The organism is Jhaorihella thermophila (assembly GCF_900108275.1).
Lineage (GTDB): Bacteria > Pseudomonadota > Alphaproteobacteria > Rhodobacterales > Rhodobacteraceae > Jhaorihella > Jhaorihella thermophila.
On the sequence record NZ_FNVD01000001.1, the window covers coordinates 170,961 to 195,381 of the forward strand.

At 66.5% G+C, this 24,421-nt stretch carries 24 protein-coding genes; 9 read left to right on the top strand and 15 right to left on the bottom strand.

The window, feature by feature from the left end:
• Window positions 1–45 precede the first annotated feature (45 nt).
• The 3 genes from C4S70_RS00855 to C4S70_RS00865 are packed head-to-tail and all read left to right on the top strand — an operon-like array spanning window position 46 to window position 2,334.
• On the top strand, window positions 46–759 hold the full coding sequence (locus C4S70_RS00855) for an ABC transporter permease (protein WP_104006216.1): 714 nt from the start codon (window positions 46–48) through the stop codon (window positions 757–759).
• Entirely contained in the window at window positions 752–1,495 is a 744-nt protein-coding gene (locus tag C4S70_RS00860) for an ATP-binding cassette domain-containing protein (protein WP_104006217.1), read from the top strand. Before C4S70_RS00855 ends, C4S70_RS00860 begins: the two co-directional genes overlap by 8 nt.
• Window positions 1,496–1,506: 11 nt before the next feature.
• On the top strand, window positions 1,507–2,334 hold the full coding sequence (locus tag C4S70_RS00865; RefSeq protein WP_104006645.1) for a substrate-binding domain-containing protein: 828 nt from the start codon (window positions 1,507–1,509) through the stop codon (window positions 2,332–2,334).
• Between the two features lie 83 nt (window positions 2,335–2,417).
• Here C4S70_RS00865 and C4S70_RS00870 read toward each other — a convergent pair whose 3' ends face one another.
• The 8 genes from C4S70_RS00870 to C4S70_RS00905 form a co-directional block, all read right to left on the bottom strand.
• On the bottom strand, window positions 2,418–3,350 hold the full coding sequence (locus C4S70_RS00870; protein ID WP_104006218.1) for a 2-hydroxyacid dehydrogenase: 933 nt from the start codon (window positions 3,348–3,350) through the stop codon (window positions 2,418–2,420).
• A 9-nt stretch (window positions 3,351–3,359) separates the two neighbouring features.
• Entirely contained in the window at window positions 3,360–4,505 is a 1,146-nt protein-coding gene (rodA, locus tag C4S70_RS00875) for a rod shape-determining protein RodA (protein ID WP_104006219.1), read from the bottom strand.
• Window positions 4,502–6,445 (bottom strand): penicillin-binding protein 2, encoded by a 1,944-nt coding sequence (gene mrdA, locus C4S70_RS00880; RefSeq protein WP_104006220.1) that lies wholly within the window; start codon window positions 6,443–6,445, stop codon window positions 4,502–4,504. The genes rodA and mrdA overlap by 4 nt, the downstream gene beginning before the upstream one ends.
• Complete coding sequence (locus C4S70_RS00885) at window positions 6,442–6,981, bottom strand: rod shape-determining protein MreD (protein ID WP_104006221.1); 540 nt, start codon at window positions 6,979–6,981, stop codon at window positions 6,442–6,444. The genes mrdA and C4S70_RS00885 overlap by 4 nt, the downstream gene beginning before the upstream one ends.
• Window positions 6,974–7,867: a rod shape-determining protein MreC gene (gene mreC / locus C4S70_RS00890; protein WP_104006222.1), complete on the bottom strand. Its 894-nt coding sequence runs from the start codon at window positions 7,865–7,867 to the stop codon at window positions 6,974–6,976. Before mreC ends, C4S70_RS00885 begins: the two co-directional genes overlap by 8 nt.
• Before the next feature lie 61 nt (window positions 7,868–7,928).
• Window positions 7,929–8,975, bottom strand: a complete 1,047-nt coding sequence (locus C4S70_RS00895) for a rod shape-determining protein (protein WP_104006223.1) — start codon at window positions 8,973–8,975, stop codon at window positions 7,929–7,931.
• Window positions 8,976–9,272: 297 nt separating this feature from the next.
• The gene (locus C4S70_RS00900) at window positions 9,273–10,832 is read right to left on the bottom strand and encodes a 2-isopropylmalate synthase (protein ID WP_104006224.1); all 1,560 of its coding nucleotides are present in this window, start codon (window positions 10,830–10,832) and stop codon (window positions 9,273–9,275) included.
• Between the two features lie 223 nt (window positions 10,833–11,055).
• Window positions 11,056–12,447: an MORN repeat-containing protein gene (locus C4S70_RS00905; protein ID WP_104006225.1), complete on the bottom strand. Its 1,392-nt coding sequence runs from the start codon at window positions 12,445–12,447 to the stop codon at window positions 11,056–11,058.
• A gap of 156 nt (window positions 12,448–12,603) precedes the next feature.
• Here C4S70_RS00905 and C4S70_RS00910 point away from each other — a divergent pair, with 156 nt between their 5' ends.
• Entirely contained in the window at window positions 12,604–14,262 is a 1,659-nt protein-coding gene (locus tag C4S70_RS00910; protein ID WP_104006226.1) for an NAD+ synthase, read from the top strand.
• A 9-nt stretch (window positions 14,263–14,271) separates the two neighbouring features.
• Here the strand turns inward: C4S70_RS00910 and C4S70_RS00915 are convergent, their stop codons facing one another.
• A complete protein-coding gene (locus tag C4S70_RS00915; protein ID WP_104006227.1) occupies window positions 14,272–14,661 on the bottom strand; it encodes a metallopeptidase family protein in 390 nt (129 codons plus the stop codon).
• Window positions 14,662–14,930: 269 nt separating this feature from the next.
• On the opposite strand from C4S70_RS00915, the gene C4S70_RS00920 reads away from it, so the two are divergent.
• Window positions 14,931–15,188 carry a hypothetical protein gene (locus C4S70_RS00920; protein ID WP_104006228.1) on the top strand — a complete coding sequence of 86 codons (258 nt, stop codon included), beginning with the start codon at window positions 14,931–14,933 and terminating at the stop codon, window positions 15,186–15,188.
• A gap of 43 nt (window positions 15,189–15,231) precedes the next feature.
• Here C4S70_RS00920 and C4S70_RS00925 read toward each other — a convergent pair whose 3' ends face one another.
• The gene (locus tag C4S70_RS00925) at window positions 15,232–16,173 is read right to left on the bottom strand and encodes an MBL fold metallo-hydrolase (protein ID WP_104006229.1); all 942 of its coding nucleotides are present in this window, start codon (window positions 16,171–16,173) and stop codon (window positions 15,232–15,234) included.
• A 220-nt stretch (window positions 16,174–16,393) separates the two neighbouring features.
• Here C4S70_RS00925 and gltX point away from each other — a divergent pair, with 220 nt between their 5' ends.
• Window positions 16,394–17,719, top strand: coding sequence for a glutamate--tRNA ligase (gene gltX, locus C4S70_RS00930; protein WP_104006230.1), 1,326 nt, complete (start codon window positions 16,394–16,396; stop codon window positions 17,717–17,719).
• A gap of 123 nt (window positions 17,720–17,842) precedes the next feature.
• Here the strand turns inward: gltX and C4S70_RS00935 are convergent, their stop codons facing one another.
• A complete protein-coding gene (locus tag C4S70_RS00935; RefSeq protein WP_104006231.1) occupies window positions 17,843–18,412 on the bottom strand; it encodes a gamma-glutamylcyclotransferase family protein in 570 nt (189 codons plus the stop codon).
• A gap of 100 nt (window positions 18,413–18,512) precedes the next feature.
• Between C4S70_RS00935 and C4S70_RS00940 the strand changes: the two genes are divergently transcribed.
• Window positions 18,513–18,959, top strand: a complete 447-nt coding sequence (locus tag C4S70_RS00940; RefSeq protein ID WP_104006232.1) for an RrF2 family transcriptional regulator — start codon at window positions 18,513–18,515, stop codon at window positions 18,957–18,959.
• 3 nt (window positions 18,960–18,962) lie between these two features.
• Here C4S70_RS00940 and C4S70_RS00945 read toward each other — a convergent pair whose 3' ends face one another.
• The gene (locus tag C4S70_RS00945) at window positions 18,963–21,491 is read right to left on the bottom strand and encodes an ABC transporter permease (RefSeq protein ID WP_104006233.1); all 2,529 of its coding nucleotides are present in this window, start codon (window positions 21,489–21,491) and stop codon (window positions 18,963–18,965) included.
• Complete coding sequence (locus tag C4S70_RS00950; protein WP_104006234.1) at window positions 21,488–22,183, bottom strand: ABC transporter ATP-binding protein; 696 nt, start codon at window positions 22,181–22,183, stop codon at window positions 21,488–21,490. Before C4S70_RS00950 ends, C4S70_RS00945 begins: the two co-directional genes overlap by 4 nt.
• 51 nt (window positions 22,184–22,234) lie before the next feature.
• Between C4S70_RS00950 and C4S70_RS00955 the strand changes: the two genes are divergently transcribed.
• On the top strand, window positions 22,235–22,876 hold the full coding sequence (locus tag C4S70_RS00955) for an arylesterase (protein ID WP_235003663.1): 642 nt from the start codon (window positions 22,235–22,237) through the stop codon (window positions 22,874–22,876).
• A 145-nt stretch (window positions 22,877–23,021) separates the two neighbouring features.
• On the opposite strand, the gene C4S70_RS00960 is transcribed toward C4S70_RS00955, so the two are convergent.
• Entirely contained in the window at window positions 23,022–23,228 is a 207-nt protein-coding gene (locus C4S70_RS00960; RefSeq protein WP_104006236.1) for a cold-shock protein, read from the bottom strand.
• A 252-nt stretch (window positions 23,229–23,480) separates the two neighbouring features.
• On the opposite strand from C4S70_RS00960, the gene trxC reads away from it, so the two are divergent.
• Window positions 23,481–23,906, top strand: coding sequence for a thioredoxin TrxC (trxC, locus tag C4S70_RS00965; protein WP_104006237.1), 426 nt, complete (start codon window positions 23,481–23,483; stop codon window positions 23,904–23,906).
• A 42-nt stretch (window positions 23,907–23,948) separates the two neighbouring features.
• Here trxC and C4S70_RS00970 read toward each other — a convergent pair whose 3' ends face one another.
• Window positions 23,949–24,284: a DUF2147 domain-containing protein gene (locus C4S70_RS00970; protein WP_104006238.1), complete on the bottom strand. Its 336-nt coding sequence runs from the start codon at window positions 24,282–24,284 to the stop codon at window positions 23,949–23,951.
• Between the last annotated feature and the right edge of the window lie 137 nt (window positions 24,285–24,421).

The following is a 24,421-nucleotide window of genomic DNA, read 5'->3' on the forward strand; positions in this document are numbered from 1 at the left end:
GTTATCCTGCATCACACGCAAGGAAGGGGAGAATTCAGGGAGGAAATGCAGGATTTTGCGCAAGAATTCACCCGTGCGCTGGGACTGATTCTGTCCGGCGATCCAGGCTTGTGGGAAATCGTGCTGCTTTCGCTGCGTGTCTCCGTGCTCGCGGTGCTGATTTCGGCGCTGATCGGCATGCCGGTCGGTGCGGTGCTGGCGGTTTACCGGTTTCCGGGGCGACGGGTTCTCATCGTTCTGTTGAATGCGTTGATGGGCCTGCCGCCGGTGGTGGTGGGGCTTGCGGTCTATCTGGCGCTGTCGCGATCGGGGCCGCTGGGCGGGATGCAGCTGTTGTATACGCCGACCGCGATGATCGTCGCGCAGGTTCTGCTGGTTCTTCCGATCATTGCCGCGTTGACGCGGCAGGTCGTCGAGGCGCTGGACGAGGAATATGCCGAGCAGTTGCGCTCTTTGGGCGTGTCGCGGCTGGCCTCGGTGCCGACGTTGTTGTGGGATGGGCGGCTGGCGCTGCTGACCGCGGTTCTCGCGGGGTTCGGGCGCGCGATTGCCGAGATGGGGGCGGTCATCATCGTGGGGGGCAACATCAACCATGTGACGCGGGTGATGACCACGACGATCGCGCTGGAGACCTCCAAGGGCAATCTGGCGCCGGCGCTGGCGCTCGGCGTGATCCTGGTGGGCATCGCGGTTGCGGTGACGGGTGCGGTCAGCGCACTGAGCCTGCGCGGCGATGTCGAGGCGTTGCGCCATGCGTGAGTTGCCGGTTGCGGAAACCATACGGCACGGCGTGCTGGAGATCGAGGGGCTGCGGGTCCGCGCCGATGGCGGCACGTTGCTGGATGTGCCGCGGCTGGTGCTGGGCGGGCCGGGACCGACGGTGATCCTGGGGCCAAACGGGGCCGGCAAGAGCCTGCTGTTGCGGTGTCTGCACGGATTGATCCGGCCTGATCGCGGGGCGATCCGGCAGGACGGCGTGCCGCTGGATGCCGCGATCCGGCAGCGCCAGGCGATGGTGTTTCAGCGCCCCGTCCTGTTGCGGCGAACCGTGGCGGCCAATCTGGACTATGTGCTGCGGCGGCGCGGGCTGGGGCGGGGCGACCGGCGTGCGCGGATCGGGGCGCTGCTGGCAGAGGGAGGTTTGGCGCGCAAGGCCCGGCAGTCGGCGCGGAGCCTGTCGGGGGGGGAGGCGCAGCGGCTGGCGATTCTGCGGGCGCTGGCGATCGAACCCGAGGTTCTGTTTCTGGACGAGCCGACCAGCGCGCTGGATCCGGCCGCGACGCAGGCGATCGAGACGCTGGTCAAGCGCGCCTCGCGGCGGGGCATGCGGGTGGTGATGGTGTCGCATGATATCGGGCAGGCACGGCGGATGGCGCGCGACGTGGTGCTGATGCGGGCCGGACGCGTGGTCGAGCACGCGCCGGCGGCGGCGTTCTTTGCGGCGCCGGCAACGCTCGCCGCGCGCCAGTTCCTGACCGGAACTCTGGTGATCTGAAAGGAACGATGATGCTGAAACCTGGAGCGGGCTGGTTGCGCGCGGTCGCGGTCGCCGCCGCCGTCATGCTGGCGGGGGCGGCGAGGGCCGAGACGCCCTTCATCACCGTGCAATCCACGACATCGACGCAGAATTCCGGGCTGCTGGACGCGATCCTGCCGCAGTTCACGGCGCGGACCGGAATCGAGGTGCGGGTGGTCGCTGTGGGCACGGGGCACGCGATCCGCAACGCGATGAATGGGGATGGCGACGTGTTGCTCGTGCATGACAAGGCGGCCGAGGAGCGGTTCGTGGCCGATGGCTGGGGGGTGCGGCGGTTCGACGTGATGCACAACGATTTCGTTCTGGTCGGGCCGGTCGAAGATCCGGCCGGTGTGGCGGGCGGGCAGGATGCGGTTGCCGCGTTCCGGGCGATCGCGGCGGCGCGGGCTCCGTTCGTATCACGCGGGGATGACAGCGGTACCCACAAGGCCGAGCTGCGGTTGTGGAAGCTGACCGGACTCGACCCGGTGGCCGCATCGGGGGAGTGGTATCGCGAAACGGGTGCGGGCATGGGCGCGACGCTGAACATCGCGGCCGGGATGGGGGCCTATGCGCTGACTGATCGCGGGACATGGATCGCCTTCGGTAACAAGGCGGGGCTCGACATTCTGGTTGAGGGGGATCCAAGGCTGTTCAACCAGTATGGCGTGATCCTGGTCAATCCCGCGCGGCATCCGCACGTGAAGGCGCGCGAGGGGCAGGCCTTCATCGACTGGCTCACGGGGCCGGAGGGGCAGGCGGCGATCGCGGCCTTCAGGGTGGGGGGAGAGCAGCTGTTCTTTCCCGATGCCCGGTGAGGGGATCATCGTCTTTCTGAACGGCCCCAAAGGGGCCGTGCCTCCGGCGGGGGTATTTGGAACCAGAAAGAAGCAGGGCGCGGTCAGTAGCCGCGGGTGCGGTCCACGAGGTGGAGGAGCGGCTCGCCCGCCTCGCCGCGTCGGATGTTTTCGGCGATCACGCGGGCGGCGGAGTCGGGTCGCGTTTCGGCGGCGATATGCGGGGTGACGGTGACGCGCGGGTGGGACCAGTACGGGTGTTCGGCCGGCAGCGGTTCGGTGCGGAACACGTCGAGCGTGGCGTGGCCGATCTGACCTCTGTCCAGCGCTGCGAGAAGGGCGTCGTCGTCGATCAGCGTGCCGCGGCCGGGATTGATGACGATGGCGCCGCGCGGCAGCAGCGACAGCGTGTCGGCGTCGAGGATGTTCCGGGTTTGCGGCGTGTCGGGCAGGAGCAGCACCACGATTTCGGCGCGGCGCAGGACGCGGGCGAGCCCCTCTGCGCCGTGATCGGTCTTCAGCCCGTCCAGAGACTTTGCGGTGCGGCTCCAGCCGGTCACATCGAAGCCGAGGCCGGCAAGCGCGCGTGCGGCGGCCTGGCCGAGCGCGCCCAGACCCAGCATGGCGACGCTGCGGTCCCGGGCCAGGGGGGGGACAGATTTTCGCCAGGTGCCGTCCTGGCCGGTGATGTGGCTGTCCATCCCCAGGTGGTGGCGCAGCACATGGCCCACGACCCATTCGGTCATGCCCTGGGTCAGCCCGTGATCGACCATGCGGGCCAACGGCACGCGCAGGGTATCGTTGCCGACGATGCGCTCGACCCCGGCCCACAGGCTGAGCACGGCGCGTAGCCGGGTGAAGGGCGAAAAGTCCTGCACTGCGCTGCTGGGGGCATAGACGATGTAGTCCACCTGGTCCGGGGGCAGGTCGCGGGCGAGGGCGCAGTCGAGCCCTGCCTCGGCGAAGGCGCGCGTCAGCGGTTCGCGATAGGTGGGCCAGTCGGCTTCGGCGGCGGCGAAGAGGACGTTGATCGGCATGTCGGGTTCCTACTTTTGCCTTGGGCGGTGGACATGGGCGCTTTGCACCAGCCCGAAGGCGGCCATCAGCACCAGCATGGCCGAGCCGCCGTAGCTGACCAGTGGCAGCGGCACCCCGACCACGGGGGCGAGTCCCATTACCATCGACATGTTGACGCCGAAGAACAGGAAGAAGGTGATCGCGATGCCCAGCGTGTTCAGCGAGGAAAACCTGTCCCGCGTGCCCAGTGCGGTGACGATGCAGGCGATGATGATGAGCGTGTAGAGCGCCAGAAGCGAGGCGCCGCCGACGAAACCGAATTCCTCGGCCAGGGTGGTGAAGATGAAGTCGGTGTGTTTCTCGGGCAGAAAGTTCAGCCGCGTCTGGGTGCCCTGCATGAAGCCGCGGCCCGCCCAGCCGCCCGAACCCAGCGCGATCTTGGACTGGGTGATGTGATAGCCCGCGCCGAGCGGATCGCTCGACGGATCCAGAAAGGTGTCGATCCGGCGATACTGGTAGTCTTTGAGCAACTGCCAGCTGGTGCCGCGGCTTTCGAACACCGCCGCGACCAGCCCGACCACCGCGGCGATCACGGCGGCGAAATAGCCCCAGTGGACGCCGGCGAGGAACATCACGCCTCCGCCCGCTGTCATGAGCAGGATCGCGGTGCCGAGGTCGGGCTGGCGCAGCACAAGATAGGTCGGCAGCAGAATGATGACGAGCGGCACGAGAACCCACAGCGGTCGCGATATCCGTTCGGCCGGGAGCCAGTCGTAATAGGCCGCCAGCATCATCACCATCGTGATCTTGGTCAGTTCCGACGGCTGAAGGCGGAGGAAGCCCAAGTCGATCCAGCGCTGCGCCCCCATGCCGACAGAGCCGAACAGTTCCACCGCCACCAGAAGCGCCAGCGAGCCGAGATAGGCGACCGCCGAGACGTTGCGCCAGAACCAGATCGGGACCATGGCGATCGAAAACATCACGAACAGGCCCAGCACGAAACGCTTGATCTGCGGTTCGGCCCAAGGGCGGAAAGACCCGCCCGCGACGGAATAGAGCATCAGGAAGCCGAACGCCGCGACGCCCATCAGAAGCACCACCAGCGGCCAGTTGAGATGAAGGATCTTGCGCCAGCCGGTGGGAACGGACTGGACCCTGTATTCCAGATAGCTCATGCCCGGTCGCCCCTGACGGTGGCGCGGCGGCGCTGTTCGCGGCGGATGCGTTCCTGCTGGGCCTTGACCCGGCTGCGTTCTGCTTCGGGATAGGCCTCGAGCGGCGGCATCCCGTCGTAGAGCGCGTAAAGCACGATGTCGCGCGCCGGCGGCGCGGCGGCCCTGGATCCGCCGCCGCCATGTTCCACCACCACCGCCACCGCGTATTTCGGCGCGTCGAAGGGGGCAAAGCAGACGAACAGGGCGTGGTCGCGCCGCTCCCAGGGCAGATCTTCGTTGCGGGTCACGCCGGCGGCGCGTTCGGCGGCGGTGATGTTGCGCACCTGGCTGGTGCCGGTCTTGCCGGCCATGCGCAGTTCCTTTTCCGCGATGCGGCTGCGAAAGGCCGTCCCGCGCCGGTTGTTGGACACTGCGAACATGCCGCGCCGCACCTGGCGCAGGTTGTTTTCGTTCAGGCCAAGGGACACGCCCGTTCCCGTGGGCTGCTCGACGCCGTTGATCGACCTGATGAGCCGGGGCGTCACGGAGCGACCGGTGGCGATCCGCGCCGTCATCACCGCCAGTTGCAGCGGGGACGCCAGCACATAGCCCTGTCCGATGGCGCTGTTTGCGGTGTCGCCGATCAGCCAGTCCTTGCCATAGCGTTCGGCCTTCCATTCGCGGGTGGGCGCAAGCCCACCGGAGACCGCCGACATCGGCAGGTCGAACCGCTCGCCCAGGCCCAGCTTGCGCGCCATCTCGGCGATCCGGTCGATGCCGACGCGCAGCGCCACGTCATAGTAATAGACGTCGCAGCTTTGCTCGAGCGACTTCAGCAGGTCGGTATGGCCGTGTCCGCCGCGTTTCCAGCAGTGAAAGCGCCGGTTGGCTACTTCCAGAAAGCCGGGGCAATAGACCGTGTCCTCGGGCGTGGTGGCGGCATTTTCCAGCGCCGCCAGCGCAGTGACCATCTTGAAGGTCGAGCCCGGCGGATAGGTGTCCTGCACCGCCTTGGCCGCCAGCGGGCGATAGGGATCCTCCAGCAGGGCGCGGTAATCCGCGACCGATATGCCGCGCACAAAGAGGTTGGGGTCGAAACTGGGCGTCGATGCGATCGCCCGAAGATCGCCGTTTTCGCAGTCGATCACCACGGCGGCGGCGCTCTGCCCCTGCAGGCGGGCATGGACGTATTCCTGAAGATCCGCGTCCACGGTCAGTTGCAGATCCGCGCCGGGTTCGCCTTCGCGCCGGTCCAGTTCGCGCATGATGCGTCCCGCGGCGTTCACTTCGACCCGCCGCGCGCCGGCCTTGCCGCGCAGCAGGCTTTCGCGCTTGGCCTCGACGCCGGTCTTGCCAATCTGGAACCGCGGGATGCGCAACAGCGGGTCGGGATCCTCGATCCGCGACAGGTCATAGTCGCTGACCGGCCCGACATAGCCCACCACATGGGCAAAGCTCGCGCCTCGGGGGTAATGCCGGGTCAAGCCGACCTGCGGCGTGATACCCGGCAGGGCGGGCGCGTTGACGGCCACGCGCGAGATGTCCTTCCAGCTGACCCGGTCGGCCAGCGTCACCGGCAGGAACGGGGCGCTGCGTTCGAGTTCCTCGAGCGCATCCTCCAGCTCTTGCGGATCAAGTTCGATCAGCCGCCCCAGATCGGCCACCACCTGCGCGACGTCGCCGGCATCCTCGCGCACGATCACGACGCGATAGCTGGGCGTATTCTCGGCCAGGATCGTGCCGTTGCGGTCGAAAATGCGGCCCCGTGCGGGCGGCAGCAGGCGTATGTTGATCCGGTTTTCCTCGGCCAGCAGCCGATACTTGTCGGCCTCTTCGACCTGGAGATAGCGCATCCGAAGCGCCAGCCCGCCGGCAAAGGCCAGCTGCAGGCCGCCCACGAGCAGGGCCCGGCGGCCGGTGCGGCGATAAAGGGCATCCAGTTCCTTCGGATTACGTTTCATCGGCGCGTCCCCGTTGCGATGGTCTCGCCCGGTTGCGGGCGGCGCAGGCCCAGAACGGTCCGGCAGAACAGCACGACGAAGGGGTAGATCGCGATCGTCAGCCCGGTTCTCATCATGCCCAGGCCAAGTTGCGCCCGCGGCACGTTCAGAACCGTCAGGGCCACCCGGTCTGCCGCGAAAAGCGCGGCCATGACCAGCGCCACCGTCACCCATTCGCGCGCAAAGCCGGCGCCGCGATGGGTCACGGCCCTGTTTCGCAGATATTCGACCCCGAGAAGCACCAGTGCGGCCATCAGCCCCGGGGGCCTCTGGAACACCAGATCCGCCAGCAGCATCACCACCGCGACACTCAGGACGGGAACATGATCCGGGCGCAGCATCACCCAGGCGAAGGTCAGCGCGACCAGAAGATCCGGCCCGGCCCAGCGGCGGGGCGCGGTGTCCAGCGGCAGCAGGTGCAGGAAGATCAGCGCCAGCGCCAGCACGACATAGAGGCCGCGCATCAGGATCAGGCGGGTCGGCGACAGTTCAGCCATCGGGACGCACCTCTTGCCGCGGCACGCGGGCGGGCGCGACGATGCCGCCGGGGTCGCGGATCGTTTCGGTGCCGTGATGACGCAGCACGCGCAGGTATTCGAGCCGTTCCAGATCCGCGGCGAGCCGCACGCGCAGGCGACCGTTGCGGTCCAGCGCGACATGCCCGATCAGCAGCCCCGGCGGGAACACGTCGCCGTCGCCGGAACTGACGACACGGTCGCCGGGGCGCACGAGGTCGGGGTTTTCGAGAAAGTCGAGCAGCGGCGCCGAAGTGTTGTCGCCGGTGACGAGTGCTGCCTGTCCCGACGGCTGGATGATTGCCGGAACCGAACTGGCCGCATCCGTGACCAGCAGCACGCGCGAGGTGGTCCGCCCGGTGCCCGAGATGCGCCCCACCAGCCCGATCCCGTCCATCGCCGCCCAGCCGTCCACCACGCCGTCGCGCGCGCCCACATTCAGCAGCACCGATTGCCGGAACGGAGAGCCGCTGTCGGCCAGCACGACGCCGGTGATATAGGTCAGTCGCGGGTCGAGCCGCACCTTGTTGAGATCCAGAAGCCGCGCGTTTTCCTGCTCCAGTTGCAGCGCCGCCTCCTTCCACGACTGCATTTTGCGCAGTTCGCGCCGCAATTCGCGGTTCTGTTCGGCCAGCCGCCGGTAGCTTTCGAAATCGCGCACGAGATTGATGAATCCCGTAACCGGCGCCATGGCCCAGTCCATCGGCGGAACGACCCGGTCGATCACCTGGGCGCGGAACCGTTCCACGCGCGGGCTGTCGATCCGCCAGAGGATGAACAGGCCCAGAAGGCACAGCACCAGAATCCCGATCAGCAGGCGTCGCAGCGGGGTGGTATATTCGTCGCGCTGTGAACGGTCCCTGGCCAAGGCGCTCCTTCCGGCGTCTATCGCGATATGGCTTAAGCCGCGCGCGCTCAGGGTGCGCGGCCTAGCTGTCGTAGTCAATCGCGTGGCGCAGCTGCTTTTCGTATTCCAGCGCCTTGCCGGTGCCCAGCGCCACGCAATTGAGGCTTTCGTCGGCGATCGACACCGCCAGACCGGTCTGTTCCCGCAGGGCAAGGTCCAGATCGCCCAGAAGCGCGCCGCCCCCCGTGAGCATCACGCCCCGGTCCACGATGTCGGCGGCCAGATCCGGCGGCGTGGTTTCCAGCGCGGTCATCACCGCCTCGCAGATCTGCTGGACCGGTTCGCTGAGTGCTTCGGCGACCTGGGCCTGGCTGATCTCGATCTCCTTGGGCACGCCGTTCAGCAGATCGCGGCCGCGGATGTGCATCGACTGGCCGCGCCCGTCATCGGGCATGCGCGCAGTGCCGATCGAGGTCTTGATGCGCTCGGCGGTCGACTCGCCGATCAGCAGGTTCTGCTGGCGGCGCAGGTAGGAAATGATCGCCTCGTCCATGCGGTCGCCGCCCACCCGGATCGAGCGGGCATAGACGATGTCGCCGAGGCTGAGCACGGCGACCTCGGTGGTGCCGCCGCCGATATCCACCACCATGTTGCCGGTGGGATCGGTGATCGGCATGCCGGCGCCGATCGCGGCGGCGATGGGTTCGGGGATCAGCCCCGCCTTGCGCGCGCCGGCCGAAAGCACGGACTGGCGGATCGCGCGTTTCTCGACCGGGGTGGCGCCGTGGGGGACGCAGACGATGATCTTGGGCTTGGAGAAGGTGGAGCGTTTGTGCACCTTGCGGATGAAGTGCTTGATCATCTCCTCGGCAGTATCGAAATCGGCGATCACGCCTTCGCGCATCGGCCGGATTGCCTCGATACTGCCGGGGGTGCGCCCCAGCATCAGCTTGGCGTCCTCGCCCACGGCCAGCACCTTCTTGGCGCCGTCCTTGACGTGATAGGCGACGACGGAGGGTTCGGACAGGATGATCCCGCGCCCCTTGACATAGACCAGCGTGTTCGCCGTGCCCAGGTCGATCGCCATGTCCGCGGCGAACAGACCGCCAAGATTTCCGAAAAACGACATACGCGCGTGATCCCGTTGAAACTGCCCAAGAATTGCCGGTGGCGCCCGCGACTCCCCGTGCCGGTGGCGTTCATCTTATATGCGGCCCGCGCGATGGGTGGAAGGGCGGAATCGGCGGGTTGCGCGTGAATCCGCCGGGGCGCAGGGTGTGGCGAGGGATGATCCAGCGGAGGCGGGCCTTGCGGCCCGCCGCGCCTCTTGAGCCCGCCCCGTGGGCGGGGCGGGCATTGCCTCCGGCGGGGGTATTTGCCACCAGAAAGAAGCAGGGGCCGGGCGCGCGCCCTGGGGGGCCTGCCGTCAGGCGGCTGAGCCTTCGGCGCCGGGGCGCGATTTCTGCTGGCGCAGCGCGAGCCGGTTCAGCGCGTTGATATAGGCGCGCGCGCTGGCGACCACGGTGTCGGTATCCGCCGACTGGCCGGTGGCGATGAAGCCGTCCTCTTCCAGCCGGACGCTGACCGTGGCCTGGGCATCGGTGCCTTCGGTCACGGCATGCACCTGGTAGAGCTGCAGCCGGGCGTTGTTGGGATAGATCGCGCGCACGGCCTTGAAGGTGGCGTCCACGGGGCCGTCGCCATGTTCGGTGGCGATCGCCTCCTTGCCGTCCACCTCCATCTCGAGCGTCGCCTCGGCCGGGCCGCCGGTGCCGCAGATCACCTTGAGCGAGACCAGTTCGAGCTTGTCGGCGCTGCCGTCGGCGGTGGCGCCCACCAGCGCGATGATGTCGTCGTCATAGACTTCCTTCTTGCGGTCGGCGAGTTCCTTGAAGCGGACGAAGATGTCCTTGAGCTGGTTGTCGCCCACCTCGTAGCCCAGCTGACGCAGCTTGTCGCGCAGCGCGGCGCGGCCCGAATGCTTGCCCATCACCAGGTTGGATTCGGTGAGGCCCACGTCCTCGGGGCGCATGATCTCGTAGGTGCCGGCATGTTTCAGCATCCCGTCCTGATGGATGCCGCTTTCATGGGCAAAGGCGTTCTTGCCGACCACGGCCTTGTTGTATTGCACCGGAAAGCCCGTGGCGGTGGAAACCATGCGGCTGGCGCGCATGATCTTCGTCGTGTCGATGCCGGTGCGGTAGGGCAGGATGTCGTTGCGCACCTTCATCGCCATCACGACCTCTTCAAGCGCGGCGTTGCCGGCGCGTTCGCCAAGACCGTTGATGGTGCATTCGATTTGACGCGCGCCCGCCTCGACCGCGGCGAGCGCGTTGGCCACCGCCATGCCGAGATCGTTGTGGCAATGGGTCGAGATCACCACGTCGTCAATCCCCGGCACGCGCTCCTTCAGCATGGCGATAATGCGCGCGCTTTCCTTGGGCGCGGTATAGCCGACCGTGTCGGGGATGTTGATCGTGGTCGCGCCCGCCTTGATCGCGGTTTCCACCGCCCGGCAGAGAAAGTCGGGTTCCGTGCGGGTGCCGTCCTCGGGGCTCCACTGCACGTCATCGGTCAGGTTGCGGGCGTGGGATACAGAGGCCGCGATCGCCTCGATCACCTGCTCGGGCTCCATCTGCAGCTTGTATTTCATATGCAGCGGCGAGGTGGAGATGAAGGTGTGGATGCGCCAGCGGGGGGCGTGTTTCAGCGCCTCGGCCGCGCGATCGATATCGCCGAAGGCGGAGCGCGCCAGCCCGCAGATCACCGCGTTCTTCGCGTTCTTCGCGATCTCGGAGACGGCGAGGAAGTCGCCTTCGGAGGCGATGGGAAAGCCGGCTTCGATGATGTCCACGCCCATCTCGTCCAGCAGCGCGGCGATTTCCAGCTTGTCCTCGTGGGTCATGGTCGCGCCGGGGCTCTGTTCGCCGTCGCGCAAGGTGGTATCGAAGATCAGCACGCGATCTTGTTCGGTGGAATTGGTCATGTCGGTATCTTTCGTGTCTGTTCCCAAGCCAACTGGCGCGCAGGCGTCATCCTCTGAGCGGGCGCGCCAAGGGGCACGCTCAGAGGCGGACTAGGAGCAGTAGGCCGCGCAGAGCCACGCCGCGGGCGGCGGTCGGGGCAGGGATATGCGCGTGGGTCGTCATGGAATCCGTTATAGGGACGGCGCGGCGGAATGCAAAGACGGAAAATCGCCGGATCGCGGCTCAGTTCTTCAGCGCGCCGTTCTCCCAGGTGCCGGATGCCTCCTGCCCCGTGGCATAGCGCATGGTGCCGGTCCCCTGACGCTTGCCGTTGACGAACTGGCCTTCGTAGACGTCGCCATTGGCATAGGTGGCCACGCCGTATCCGGTGATCTCGCCGTTCTGCCATTCGCCCTTGTAGCGGAAGCCGTCGGGCATCACGATTTCGCCCTGCCCGTGGCGCTGGCCGTTGACGAACTGGCCGGTATAGACCGAGCCGTCGGCATAGGTCGCCTTGCCCTGTCCGTGGCGTTTGCCGTCCTTCCATTCGCCTTCGTAGCGATAGCCGTCGGCATAGGTCATCACGCCGTAGCCGTCGTTCTTGGCGTTCTTGAAGTGGCCCTTGTAGACGATCCCGTTGGGGTAGGTGGCGACGCCTTCGCCCTCGATCACTCCGGCCACCCAGTCACCTTCGTAGGTCGAGCCGTCGGCATAGGTGATCTTGCCCTTGCCGTCGGGCAGGTCGGCGCGGAACTGGCCTTCGTAGACTGAACCGTCGGGATAGGTGACGCGGCCCTGGCCCTCGATCTGGCCGGCGACCCACGAGCCTTCGTAGATGTAGCCGTCCGCGCCGACAAAGGTGCCCTGGCCGTGGCGGCGGTCGTCCTTGAACTGGCCTTCGTAAACGTCGCCGTTGGCATAGGTGACGCGGCCGTATCCCTCGCGCCGGCCGGCGACGAAATCGCCTTCGTAAACGTCGCCGTTGGGCTGGGTCAGCTTCCCCTTGCCGTCGATCTGGCCGTCTTTCCATTCGCCTTCGTAGATCAGCCCGTCGGGCAGGGTCAGCTTGCCCTGGCCGTGGCGCTTGCCGGCCTTGACCTGGCCTTCGTAGACCGATCCGTCGGGGTAGGAGATTCGGGCTTGGCCTTCCTTTTCGCCGTTCACCCAGTCGCCGCGATATTCATAGCCGTTCGGGGTTTGCAGCACGCCGAATCCGTGATGCTTGGCGTTGTGAAAGCCGCCTTCGTAGCGATAGCCGTTGGCGTAGACGGCGATGCCCTGGCCTTCGATCACGCCGTCTTTCCATTCGCCCTCGTAGGTGCCGCCATCGGCAAAGGTGATCTTGCCCACGCCGTGCGGCTTGCCTTTGGCGAACTCGCCTTCATAGACCGAGCCGTTGGGGAACCGCGCGACGCCTTTGCCGCGGATTTCGCCCATCACCCATTCGCCGCTGTATTCGTAACCGTTCGGCAGCCGATAGGTGCCGTGGCCGTGCTGCAGCCCGTCCTTGAAGGTGCCTTCGTAGACGCCGCCGATCTCGTCCTGCGTGGTCAGCACCTGACCGTCCTGCGCCATGGCCGCGCCGGCCAGCGCGCCGCCGATGACGAATGCGAATGCCTTGCCCGTTGTGGTCATGCGACTTCCTGCCATCCCTGTTGGCCTTGCCCTTTCGCGGAACCCCTAGACGTTAGGCGAGCGGACGAAAAGGGGCAACGCCTTTTGCCGCAAGTCCCTTTTCCTTCGGGCACGATCTGGTAAATGCGGGGCGGGACAAGAGGGCAAGAGGGCATCATGGCCGATCGTTTCCGCCTGACACTGGCGCAGCTGAACCCCACCGTGGGCGACATCGCAGGCAACGCAGCCAAGGCCCGCGAGGCGTGGGAACGGGGCCGGGCGGCCGGGGCGGATCTGGTGGCCTTCCCCGAGATGTTCATCACCGGCTACAACACGCAGGATCTGATCCTGAAGCCCGCCTTTCACCAGGCCGCAATCGCCGCGCTGGAAGAGTTGGCGCGCGACTGCGCCGACGGGCCGGCTCTGGCGATCGGCGGGCCGGCGCTGGAAGGCGTGGACCTCTACAACGCCTATTACGTCATGCAGGGCGGCCAGATCACCTCCCGCGTGCTCAAGCATCACCTGCCCAACGACACCGTGTTCGACGAAGAGCGCCTTTACAGTTCGGGGCCGGTCACGGGGCCCTATGTGGTGAACGGCGTGCGCATCGGCAGCCCGATCTGCGAGGACGCCTGGTTCGAGGACGTGGCCGAGACCCTGGCCGAGACGGGGGCGGAATTCCTGCTGGTGCCCAACGGGTCGCCCTACTACCGCGACAAATATGACGTTCGGATCAACCACATGGTGGCCCGCGTGGTCGAAACCGGCCTGCCGCTGATCTATCTGAACATGGTCGGCGGGCAGGATGACCAGGTCTTCGACGGTGGCACTTTCGGGCTGAACCCCGGCGGTGCGCTGGCCTTCGAGATGCCGCTGTTCGACGAGGCCGTGACCCATGTGGACCTGATGCGGACCGATGACGGCTGGCGCATCGCCGAAGGCGCGCGCCACCACCACCCCGACGCCTGGGAGCAGGACTATCGCGTGATGGTCGTCGCCCTGCGCGACTATCTGCGCAAGACGGGGTTCTCGAAGGTGTTGCTGGGGCTGTCGGGCGGGATCGACTCGGCGCTGGTGGCGACCATCGCCACCGACGCGCTGGGCGCGGAAAACGTGCGCTGCGTGATGCTGCCTTCGGAATACACCAGCCGGGAATCTCTGGAGGATGCCGAGGCCGTGGCCCGCGCGCTGGGCTGCCGTTACGACTACGTTCCGATCTCGAAACCCCGCGCGGCGGTGACCGAGGTGCTGGCCCCGCTGTTCGAGGGGACGGCGCCCGACATCACCGAGGAAAACATCCAGTCCCGCCTGCGCGGCCTGCTGCTGATGGCGATCTCCAACAAGTTCGGGGAGATGCTGCTGACCACTGGCAACAAGTCCGAGGTCGCGGTGGGCTATGCCACGATCTATGGCGACATGGCCGGCGGCTACAACCCGATCAAGGATCTCTACAAGACGCGGGTGTTCCAGACCTGCCGCTGGCGCAACGCCAATCACCGCGACTGGATGAAGGGGCCGGCGGGCGAGGTGATCCCGCCGCGCGTGATCGAAAAGCCCCCCAGCGCCGAGTTGCGCCCCGACCAGAAGGACGAGGACAGCCTGCCACCCTACGAGGTGCTCGACGCGATCCTGGAAATTCTCGTGGACAAGGACGGGTCGATCGCCGACTGCGTGGCGGCCGGGTTCGACCGGGACACCGCCAAGCGGGTGGAGAACCTGATCTACATCAGCGAATACAAACGCTTTCAGTCCGCCCCCGGCGCCCGGCTGACGCCACGCGCCTTCTGGCTGGACCGGCGCTATCCCATCGTCAACCGCTGGCGCGATCCGGGCTGATTGGCGGCGTCACTCCCACCAGCGGTCGATTTCGGCGATGTCGTCGTCGGACCATCCGAAATGGTGGGCGAATTCGTGCACCGTGACATGGGCGACCAGATCGTCCAGCGCGACGTCGCCCCGGTCCCGCCATTCCGCCAGAATCGGTTCCCGGAACAGCCATACCACGTCCGGCTGCTGCGGCACGTCCCAGACCGACTTCATCGTCAGCGGCGTGCCTTCGTAAAGTCCGGTGAGCTCCAGCGGGTCGTCGATGCCGAGATCGCGCAGCATCTCGTCGCTGGGGTAGTCCACGACCCGCAGCGCAACCTCTGCCGCATGGGCGCGGAACGGCTCGGGAAATTCCGATACCGTTCGCCGAGCAATTTCTGCGAGATGGGCGGCGGAGGTGTCCTGCATGATGTCGGATATCGCGCGCCCGGTCCCGAATTTCCAGACCCCTCAACCGGCGTTGCGAAACATGGCGGCAATTGGGCATTTCTCACAATTTTGCCACAATTTTGCCCGCATTTCGCCGAACAAGGCTGGAATATGACGACTTGATGGCGGCGAAGAGAGGTGATTGTCACGATCTGGCCATCTTCGCCACGAGCAGGCCCCCCGGATCGGGAAAGCGAGACAAGATCGCGCCGGGAAAAGTGATTTGTTTGAGTTCAAGGAGTCCCGCCATGGCCGATTGGGCGACGCGCGTCAGCGCTGAAGGAAAGAAGATCACCGAATTGCAGCCGAAACCGGCCCAAGTCGAGATCGACGAAACCATTTCCAACATTCGCCGCATTATTCGCGAGCAGGAGGAGCTCTTGCCCGACGATATTTTCGCGGCCGAGGCGCGCCGTCGCGCGGAGCAGAAGCATGCCGCAGATGCGGAGTCCGAGGGCCTCCGGCCGCGCGGGCTTCTGGCGGCCCTGTGGTCGCGCCTCAACTGACCGGCGCGGTCCGTGGCAAACCGGCGCAGGATCGGGAAGGCCCTCAGCCCATCAACTGGTAGCTGACCGGAACAAAGCGGAACCCGTCGCCGCGGGTTTCCACGAAACCGGCGGCGGGGAAGGGCATGTGGTAGCCGATCATCGGCACGCGTTCGGCGGCCAGCATGCCAAGAACCTTGCGGCGTGACGCGGTGGCCGCCGCCTTGTCCATGTCGAATTTCACCTCCCAGTCGGGATGGGCAAAGCTCCAGACGTAGTGGTTTGCAGGATCGGCCGTCAGAACCAGCCGCTCGTTGCCGCTCTCGAGGTGGAAGGCCATGTGACCCGGCGTGTGGCCGAAGGCCGCCATCGCAGTGATGCCCGGCGCAACGGTGGCGCCGTCGTCGAGAAAGGTCATCCTTTCCGCCAACGGCGTGACGTTCTTGGCCACCAGATCGCCGACCCGGTTGCCCGGCGCCATCCTGCTCCAGAAATCGTATTCCCGCGCGGCGGTCATGTAGGTGGCATTCGGGAAGACCGGGGCGCCGTCGCTCATCAACCCGCCGATGTGATCCGGATGCATGTGGGTAATCACCACCAGGTCGATATCGGCCGCAGAATGGCCGGCTCGGGCCAGCGCGGTCCCGATCCCGCCCTTGCCCAGACCGGTGTCGAACAGGATCTTCTGCGCACCAGTGTCCACCAGTGTCGGAGTGAAGTAGAACTGCGCCTTGTCGGCAGGAATGAAGTTTTCTTCGGAAACCCGGGCGAATTCTTCGTCGCTCACATTGCCGCCGAAGATGCCCTTGGCTTCGTCGCGGGGAAAGCTCGCGTCCAGCAGCGTGGTCAGGTTGAACGCGCCCAGCCGAAACTTGCGCGTCACCGGGACGGCTGACATGTCGTCATGGCATTCTGCGCGGGCCGCAGTCGCAGTCACGGCAACCGGCAAGGTCGCGGCGCCGGCCAGAAGGGTCCGTCGGGACACACCGGTGGGTTTGCAGTACATGACACCAAGCTCCTTTTTCCTCGATTTCGTTCAGGAGAGTACGGCTTCACGACAGGCCCTGCCGCCGGGGATCACGTTTCCGTGAGAGGGCCATGCCCATCTGCTTCTTTCTGGTCGCAAATACCCGCGCCGCAGGCACGCGCCGCAAGGCGCGTTCCCGTGCGCGCGCTGGACAAAGACGCGCCCGTGTGACAAAGCGCGCGCGAACAGGAGAAACCCGATGACCGTTACCCGTTTCGCCCCTTCGCCCACCGGCTACATCCATGTCGGCAATCTGCGCACCGCGCTGATGAACTGGCTGATCGCGCGCAAGGCCGGCGGCACTTTCATCCTGCGAATCGACGACACCGACCCCGAGCGGTCGAAGGAAGAATACGTCGACGCGATCAAGGAAGACCTGGAATGGCTGGGCCTGACCTGGGACCGCATCGAGCGGCAGTCGCAGCGGCTGGACCGCTATGCCGAGGCAGCGGACCGGCTGCGCGAGATGGGACGGTTCTACGAGGCCTTCGAGACGCCCACCGAGCTGGACCTGAAGCGCAAGAAGCAGCTCAACATGGGCCGCCCCCCGGTCTATGACCGAGCGGCGCTGAACCTGACCGACGAGGAAAGGGAAAAGCTCCGGGCCGAGCGGGGCAACGGGGTCTGGCGGTTCAAGCTGAACCATGAAAGGATCGAGTGGGAAGACGGGATCCTGGGCCATGTGTCCATCGACGCGGCCAGCGTGTCCGACCCGGTCCTGATCCGGGCGGACGGGCAAGTGCTCTATACGCTGGCTTCGGTCGTGGACGACGCCGAGATGGGCGTGACCGACATCGTGCGCGGCGCCGACCATGTGACCAACACCGCGACCCAGATCCAGATCTTCGAGGCGCTGGGCCACAGACCGCCGCGTTTCGCGCATCATTCGCTGCTGACCGGCCCGCAGGGCGAGGCCCTGTCGAAACGGTTGGGGACGCTGGCCTTGCGCGACCTGCGCGAACAGGGCGTGCAGCCAATGGCGCTGCTGAGCCTGATGGCGCGGTTGGGGTCGGCCGATCCGGTGGAGCTGCGGACGGACATGGCCGAGCTGATCGAGGGCTTCGACATTTCGCGCTTTGGCGCGGCGCCGACCAAGTTCGACGTGAACGATCTCTTTCCGCTGACGGCGCATTACCTGCAGGGGCTGCCCTTCGAGGCGGTCAGGGACGAGATCGCGGAACTGGCGGTTCCCGAGGAGCTGGCCGAACGGTTCTGGCTGGTCGCGCGGGACAACATCACCACGCTGAAGGATCTGGAAAAGTGGTGGGCGCTGTGCCGGGACGGCGCGGATCCGGTAATCGACGAGGAAGACCGCGCCTTTGTCGCAGAAGCGATGAAGTTGTTGCCCGAGGGACCCTTTGACGAGAACACCTGGCGGGAGTGGACCGCGGCGGTGAAGGCAGCCACCGGGCGCAAGGGCAAAGCGCTGTTCATGCCGTTGCGCAAGGCATTGACGGGCTTGGATCAAGGCCCGGACATGGGGCAGCTGATGCCGCTGCTGCAGAAGGTCCGTGCTCGGGGCTAGCCGGATTGGGGCGGAGACCCGCGCCGCTGGCGCGGGTCGCGTTTTCCGAGCCCGTCCCGCCCCTTGGCGGGACGGGCGGTGCCTCCGGCGGGGGTATTTGCGACCAGAAAGAAGCCCGAGTGGTCAGTCCGGCTGCAGGATCCTGACGCCGAGTTCGTGGAGGTGGGTATCCACGAAGGCGATGTCGGTCGGGGACAGGGTCTGGTGTCGGGGGTAACGGGGGCGGGCGCGGTCGTTCAGCACGGGGCTGTCCCAGCCGTCGGTGGTGGCAAAGAATCGCTCGGCGCCGTCCGGGCCGTATTCCCGCAGGAACCCCTGCACAACCACGTCGATATAGCTGAGCAGGATGGGGTGGCGGTCCTGCGGGGCGTGGTGGCGCTCTTCCGGCACGGCATAGACGGCGATTTCGACGTCGGTTCGCAGGGGATGCGTGACGGCATCGGTGACAATGATGCGGTCATAGGCCCATTCCCGTTGATCCAGCGCCGCCCAGTCATCACCGGGCACATGGGCGATCATGCCCTCGATTTCCGCGTCCGGGTCCGGGATTGCCGTGAGGAAGGCGACCGGGCGCAGGTCGGTGTGGCGCCAAGCCCGGCGCCAGCCCTTCAACCGCGCGGGTCTGAGTGCCGGGAAGTCGTGCGTCGCACGGTTCACCAGGCTGCCGTATCCGAAGAAACAAGGCTCGGGCATGGTCGGACTCGCTGCAGAGGGTGCGATATTGATGTATGTCAAACCGTTTTTTTAGGTGTCGTGCAATAACCGGCGCACATTCGCAAAGCGGGAGGGAGCCTTGCGTATCACGAAACGAACCAATATCGCGATTCGGCTGCTGATGTATTGCGCCGCGAACAGCGACCGTCTGGTGACCAAATCCGAAATTGCCGAGTGCTGCAACGTTTCGGAAAACCATCTGGCGCAGGTGATCAACCAGCTGGGGCAACTGGGATTTCTTCACACGCAGCGGGGCCGGAACGGGGGCATGACGCTGGGGCGGCCGGCAACGGAGATCCGGATCGGCGAGGTGTTCCGTCACATCGAGGGTGGACTGCCGCTGGCCGAGTGCTTTGCGGATTCGGACAATACCTGCCCGTTGAAGGAGGCCTGCCGGCTGCGGGTCGCGCTGACCGATGCGGCACAGGCGTTCTTTGCCTCTCTGGACGACATCACGCTGGATTCGCTGGTCTGCGAGAACTGGGATCTGATGCGGATCCTTTCACCCGTGGAATGCGTCCGCTGACGATCATTCGCGCGATTTGAGGATCCCGGCGGGACGGGACGCGAGGGGGCGCCAGGCAAAGGCGAGCCCGGCCAGAAGCGTGGCCAGCGCGCCGCCTGCGACGATGGCCAGCGCCGAAGGCCATATCACCGTGAAACCGGTTTCCAGAACGCGGGTCGAAACTGCCCAGGCGGCGGCGAGTCCGGCGGCAAGCGCCACCAGCCCCGCGGCGGTTCCCAGCAGCGCGGATCTGAGCGCAAAGCTGGTCAGGATGCTGCGCCGGCTGGCACCCAGCGTTTTCAGGATCGCGGCTTCGTAGGTGCGGGCCGAGACACCGGCCGCCGCCGCGCCGATCAGCACCAGAAAGCCCGTCAGAAGCGAGACCGCCGCCCCCCAGGAGGTCGCCGCCGCGATGCCGTCGAGGATGTCCGACACGCGCGCGATCGCGTCCCGGACGCGAATCGCGGTGATGTTGGGGAACCGGTTGGCCAGGTCGCGCAGGATTGCGGCTTCGGCCTGTTCGTCGGCATAGACGGTGGCGATGAAACTGTGCGGCGCTCCGGCGACGGCCGCGGGGTTCAGGGTCAGGACGAAACCCATGCCAGCGGTCGAGAAATCGACCTCGCGAAAGCTGGTGATGGTGGCGGTGATATCGCGGCCCAGGATGTTGATCGTGATCGTGTCGCCAAGGTTCAGGCCCATTTCCTCGGCCTCTTCGCGGGCAAAGCTGACCTGGGGCGGGCCGGTGTAGCCCTGGGGCCACCAGTGGCCGGCGGTCAGGCGCGTGTTGCCGGGCAGGGTTTCGGCATAGGTGATGCCGCGATCACCGCGCACGACCCAGTGATCGCCGGCGACCTCGCGCGCGGAGCGGCCGTTGATTTCGGTGATGACGCCGCGCAGCATGGGTGCGGTATCCACACGGTGAACCGCCGGGTCGTTGTCGAGCCGCGCGAGGAAGCCGGTCATCTGGTTCTTCTGGATATCGACGAAGAAATAGGAGGGCGCGACCTCGGGCAGGTTGCCGGAGATCGCCTGCCGCAGGTTGCCGTCGATCTGGCCCACCGCCGAGAGAACCGACAGGCCGAGCCCCAGGGACAGCACGACGGAGGTGGCGCCTTCGCGTGGCCCTGCGATTGCCGCAAGCGCCCAGCGCAGGGCGGGCCGGCCGCGGGCGGCGGTTGCGCCCCGGCGCGCTAGGGTTCTGACCAGCGCGGCCGCCATCCACAGCATCAGCAGCGCGCCCGTGATGCCGGCGGCGGTCCAGAGCGTGAGCCGGGTCGAGCCGCTGAACCACGCGGCCAGCGCGATCAGAACGGCCAGGCCGGCGCCCGTGGCAATCAGGTAACGCGGCGCGGGCAGGCGTCTGGCGGTGTCCAGCGCGTCGCGGAACAGAGTGGCGGCGCGGACCTCGTCGGTGCGCGCCAGCGGCCAGAGGGTAAAGACAAAGGCCGTGAGCAGCCCGTAGAGCGCGGCTTCGGTCAATGGCCGGGGATAGAAGGCAAATACGGCCGGAACCGGAAGGCGGGCTTCGATCACGGGGCCGAGAAGCACCGGAATTGCGCCGCCAAGCACAAGGCCGATGACGATGCCCAGCGCCGACAGCGCGCCGATCTGCAGAAAATAGGTCTGGAACACGGTCGCCCGGTCGGCGCCAAGCGTGCGCAGGGTGGCGATGACGCCGGTCTTGTCCGCCAGATAGGCGCGCACGGCAGACGACACGCCGACACCGCCCACCGCCAGCCCCGACAGGCCGACAAGGATCAAAAACGCGCCGAGCCGTTCGACGAATTGCGCCACGCCGGGCGCGCCGTTGCGGGCGTCGGTCCAGCGCATGCCGGTCGAGGTGAAGGCCGCCTTGGCCTCGGCCGCCGTGCCGGCCAGATCCACCCCGGCGGGCAGATCCAGCCGATACTTGGTGGAAAACAGGGTGCCCGGCGCCAGCAGCCCCGAGCCGCGCAGGGCGTCGGTGGCCACGATGGTGCGCGGCCCGAGGCCGAAGCCGCCGGCGGCCGCGTCGGGCTCATGGGTCAGGGCCGCCATCAGGACGAAGTCCTGCGTGCCCAAGCGGAACCGGTCGCCGGGGGTCAGGCCCAGCCGGTCCATCAGAACGCGCTCCATCACGCCGCCGGGCAGACCGTCGCGCCCCTTAAGCGCCTCGGCCAAGGGCATGTCGGGCTCCAGCACGATCCTTCCGGTCAGGGGATAGGCGCCGTCAACGGACTTGACCTGGGTCAGGGCGCGTTCGGTTTCGCCGCCCCGGTCCGCGACAGCCATCGACCGGAAATCGACCACTTCGGAAACGCGCTCGGCGTGCCGGTCCATCCATTCCCGCTCTGCGTCGTCGGCAAAACGATAGGTGAATCGCATTTCGGCATCGCCGCCCAGCAGCGCCGCGCCTTCGCGGGACAACCCGGCTTCGATTGCCGAGCGCACCGACCCGACCGCCGCGATCGCCGCCACGCCGAGCGCCAGACAGGCCAGAAAGATGCGGAACCCCCTGAGCCCGCCGCGCAGTTCGCGCCGGGCCAACCGGGCGGCCGTGCGCAGGCTCATTCGGCGGCCTCGCGCGTGTCGGACAGGGCGACGCGACCGTCGCGCAGCCGCACCACGCGGTCGCAGCGGGCGGCCAGATCGTCGGAATGGGTAACCAGCACCAGCGTCGCGCCGTGGCGGTCACGCAGACCCAGCAGCAGGTCGATGATGGCCGCGCCGTTGGCCGTATCGAGATTGCCGGTGGGCTCGTCCGCGAGCAGGATTTCGGGGCGCATGACCGAGGCACGCGCCAGCGCGACCCGTTGCTGTTCGCCGCCCGAAAGCTGGGCGGGGTAATGGTTTGCCCTGTGCGAGAGGCCGACGGTTTCAAGCTCGGCCCCGGCGCGGGCAAAGGCGTCGCGCGCCCCCGCCAGTTCCAGCGGCGTGGCCACGTTTTCCAGCGCCGTCATGGTGGGGATCAGGTGAAAGGACTGGAACACGACGCCCATGTGATCGCGCCGGAACCGGGCCAGCGCGTCTTCGTCCATTGCGGTCAGGTCGCGGCCCAGAACCGTGACCGACCCGCCGGTGGCCTGTTCCAGCCCGCCCATCAGCATCAACAGCGAGGACTTGCCCGACCCCGACGGGCCGACGAGGCCCAGCGTTTCCCCGCGGTTCACGGTCAGCGTGATGGAATGCAGGATTTCCACGCGCCCGGCATTGCCTTCCAGCGACAAGCACGCATCTTTGAGTGAGATCACGGGGTCGGTCATGGGCCCTCGGTCCGAAACTGGCATTATTGGGGATATGGAGTGGTGAACGGATTGCGCAAGGTGCTGGCGGCGCTGGCATTCTGTCTGATCGGCGTTGACGTTGCGGCAGGGCCCGTGACGATCGCCGCGTTGGGCGACAGTCTGACGCAGGGTTATGGGTTGCCGCAGGGCGAAGGCTTCGTGCCGCGGTTGCAAGCCTGGTTGCGGGCGCATGGGGCCGAGGTCGAGGTGACCAATGCTGGCGTGTCCGGCGACACGACTGCGGGCGGGGCCGCGCGGATCGGCTGGACGCTTACGCCCGAGGTGGACGGGCTGATCGTGGCCCTGGGCGGCAACGACCTGTTGCGCGGGATCGATCCCGCAGCCACGCGAGCAAATCTCGAGGCGATACTGGCGGCGGCCGAGGCGGCGGGCGTGCCGGTGCTGCTGGTCGGCATGAAGGCCCCTGGCAATTATGGCGAGGATTACAAGCGCGCCTTTGATGCGATCTATCCCGAACTGGCCGAGGCGCATGGCACGCTGTTCTTTCCGAACTTTCTGGCCGGTATCGCGCCTCAGGGCAGCGATCCCGCCGCCGTGCTGGCCTATTTGCAGCCCGATGCGATCCATCCCAATGCCGAAGGCGTGGCGCGGATCGTCGGGGCAATGGGGCCGAAGGTTCTGGAACTGGTCGAACGCGCGCGTTCGCGCTGACCGCTCGGGCAGGGGCTTTGCGGTGTGAAAGTGCGACGAAACCGGAATGAATCGGGCATTGCCGAAAAAACATTGCCGAAAAAAAAGACGAGGCGCAGTGCGCCTCGTCGCAAATCATCCGACCCGTTGACAGGCCGGCGCGCCGTCAGGCCAGCGCGATATTGGTCGCGTTTTCGCGGCCGTCGCGGCCCGACTGGATGTCGAAGGTCACTTTCTGGTTGTCGGCCAGGCCGGTCAGGCCGGAGCGCTCGACTTCAGAAATGTGGACGAAAACGTCGCGGCTCCCGCCTTCGGGTGCGATGAAGCCATAACCTTTGGTGGTGTTGAACCATTTCACGGTGCCGTTGGCCATATCCGTGGTCTCCTTTAGAAATTGCTGTCCGCGGAAGTGCGACAGCCCGGCGTCGTTGGTCTGAATCGAGAGACTGAACGCCGTAAGGGAGACAGTTTGGTCGACAAGATAACGGTAGCAAGAGGACAGATGGTGTATTCGGCCGGGAAACACAAGGACCAATTTCGCTGACGCGGCGGAAATGTCCCGTTGCGGACGGGTTCTTTCGTCCTATATCGGAAATCGAATGTGTTTTTCGCAAGGAAAGCTGAAATGGCTGGGAAGAAAGTGACCTGTCTGGATTGCGGCCAGGTGAACCGGGTGCCCGAGGAAAAGCTGGACGCCAACCCCAAATGCGGCACCTGCGGCGCGCCGCTGATGCCGGGCAAGGCGGTCGAGGTGGATCTGGCGACGATGGAAAAGGCCGCGCGCACTGACGAGGTGCCGCTGGTGGTCGATTTCTGGGCGCCGTGGTGCGGGCCGTGCAGGATGATGGCGCCGGAATTTGCCAAGGCCGCGCAGACGCTCAAGGGCAAGGCGCGGCTGGTGAAACTGAATACCGAGGACTACCCGGCCTCGGGCGCGAAATACGGGATTCGCGGGATTCCCACCATGATCGAGTTCAAGGGCGGGCGCGAGGCAAAACGCCAGTCGGGCGCGATGCGCGAGCCGCAGATCGTGGGCTGGGTGCAGGCCTGAGAGCGACGGCCCGACTGACCGGGCCGTTCGTTGCAATTCGGGCTAGTTCTGGCGGCTCCAGGTTTCGCTGTCGCAGATGCCCAGAGTGCACCCTTTGATCCTGAGCCCGCGCTCGCTGAAGGTGACGGTGCCGTTGAAGCTCATCCAGCGCGGCATGTCGGGGTGTTTCATCTTCTTGCCGCGCCAGGAGCCATCGTCCGCCTTTTTCATGCCGTTGCACATCTCGTAGCCGTCCGACAGGCGGGTGCAGTAGAGCAGGCCGCCCCTTTCGGAAACCTCCACCTGCTCTTCACCGTTGCGGATGTAGATATCCGCCGTGGCGGCGGTTGCCGTCATGGCGGCGATGGCAACAAGGCCCGAAAGCGTTCTGCCGGTCATGCTTCTCCTCCCATTCCCGCGGCGGGGTGCCGCGGGGTGAAGTATGCAGGAAAGGACATATTGTGGAAATGGAATGTAACTGACGCGATGAAACCGGGCGGTTCCCTGCCTGACGGCGCGCGGCGCCGCCCGGTCGT

Coding starts and splice junctions, on each gene's coding strand:
- C4S70_RS00905 (WP_104006225.1), bottom strand. CDS start 12,447: ATGACCACAACGGGCAAGGCATTCGCATTCGTCATCGGCGGCGCGCTG.
- C4S70_RS00910 (WP_104006226.1), top strand. CDS start 12,604: ATGGCCGATCGTTTCCGCCTGACACTGGCGCAGCTGAACCCCACCGTG.
- C4S70_RS00935 (WP_104006231.1), bottom strand. CDS start 18,412: ATGCCCGAGCCTTGTTTCTTCGGATACGGCAGCCTGGTGAACCGTGCG.
- C4S70_RS00900 (WP_104006224.1), bottom strand. CDS start 10,832: ATGACCAATTCCACCGAACAAGATCGCGTGCTGATCTTCGATACCACC.
- rodA (WP_104006219.1), bottom strand. CDS start 4,505: ATGAGCTATCTGGAATACAGGGTCCAGTCCGTTCCCACCGGCTGGCGC.
- trxC (WP_104006237.1), top strand. CDS start 23,481: ATGGCTGGGAAGAAAGTGACCTGTCTGGATTGCGGCCAGGTGAACCGG.
- C4S70_RS00860 (WP_104006217.1), top strand. CDS start 752: ATGCGTGAGTTGCCGGTTGCGGAAACCATACGGCACGGCGTGCTGGAG.
- gltX (WP_104006230.1), top strand. CDS start 16,394: ATGACCGTTACCCGTTTCGCCCCTTCGCCCACCGGCTACATCCATGTC.
- C4S70_RS00950 (WP_104006234.1), bottom strand. CDS start 22,183: ATGACCGACCCCGTGATCTCACTCAAAGATGCGTGCTTGTCGCTGGAA.
- C4S70_RS00945 (WP_104006233.1), bottom strand. CDS start 21,491: ATGAGCCTGCGCACGGCCGCCCGGTTGGCCCGGCGCGAACTGCGCGGC.
- C4S70_RS00885 (WP_104006221.1), bottom strand. CDS start 6,981: ATGGCTGAACTGTCGCCGACCCGCCTGATCCTGATGCGCGGCCTCTAT.
- C4S70_RS00855 (WP_104006216.1), top strand. CDS start 46: ATGCAGGATTTTGCGCAAGAATTCACCCGTGCGCTGGGACTGATTCTG.
- C4S70_RS00895 (WP_104006223.1), bottom strand. CDS start 8,975: ATGTCGTTTTTCGGAAATCTTGGCGGTCTGTTCGCCGCGGACATGGCG.
- mrdA (WP_104006220.1), bottom strand. CDS start 6,445: ATGAAACGTAATCCGAAGGAACTGGATGCCCTTTATCGCCGCACCGGC.
- C4S70_RS00870 (WP_104006218.1), bottom strand. CDS start 3,350: ATGCCGATCAACGTCCTCTTCGCCGCCGCCGAAGCCGACTGGCCCACC.
- C4S70_RS00970 (WP_104006238.1), bottom strand. CDS start 24,284: ATGACCGGCAGAACGCTTTCGGGCCTTGTTGCCATCGCCGCCATGACG.
- C4S70_RS00920 (WP_104006228.1), top strand. CDS start 14,931: ATGGCCGATTGGGCGACGCGCGTCAGCGCTGAAGGAAAGAAGATCACC.
- C4S70_RS00865 (WP_104006645.1), top strand. CDS start 1,507: ATGCTGAAACCTGGAGCGGGCTGGTTGCGCGCGGTCGCGGTCGCCGCC.
- C4S70_RS00925 (WP_104006229.1), bottom strand. CDS start 16,173: ATGTACTGCAAACCCACCGGTGTGTCCCGACGGACCCTTCTGGCCGGC.
- C4S70_RS00915 (WP_104006227.1), bottom strand. CDS start 14,661: ATGCAGGACACCTCCGCCGCCCATCTCGCAGAAATTGCTCGGCGAACG.
- C4S70_RS00960 (WP_104006236.1), bottom strand. CDS start 23,228: ATGGCCAACGGCACCGTGAAATGGTTCAACACCACCAAAGGTTATGGC.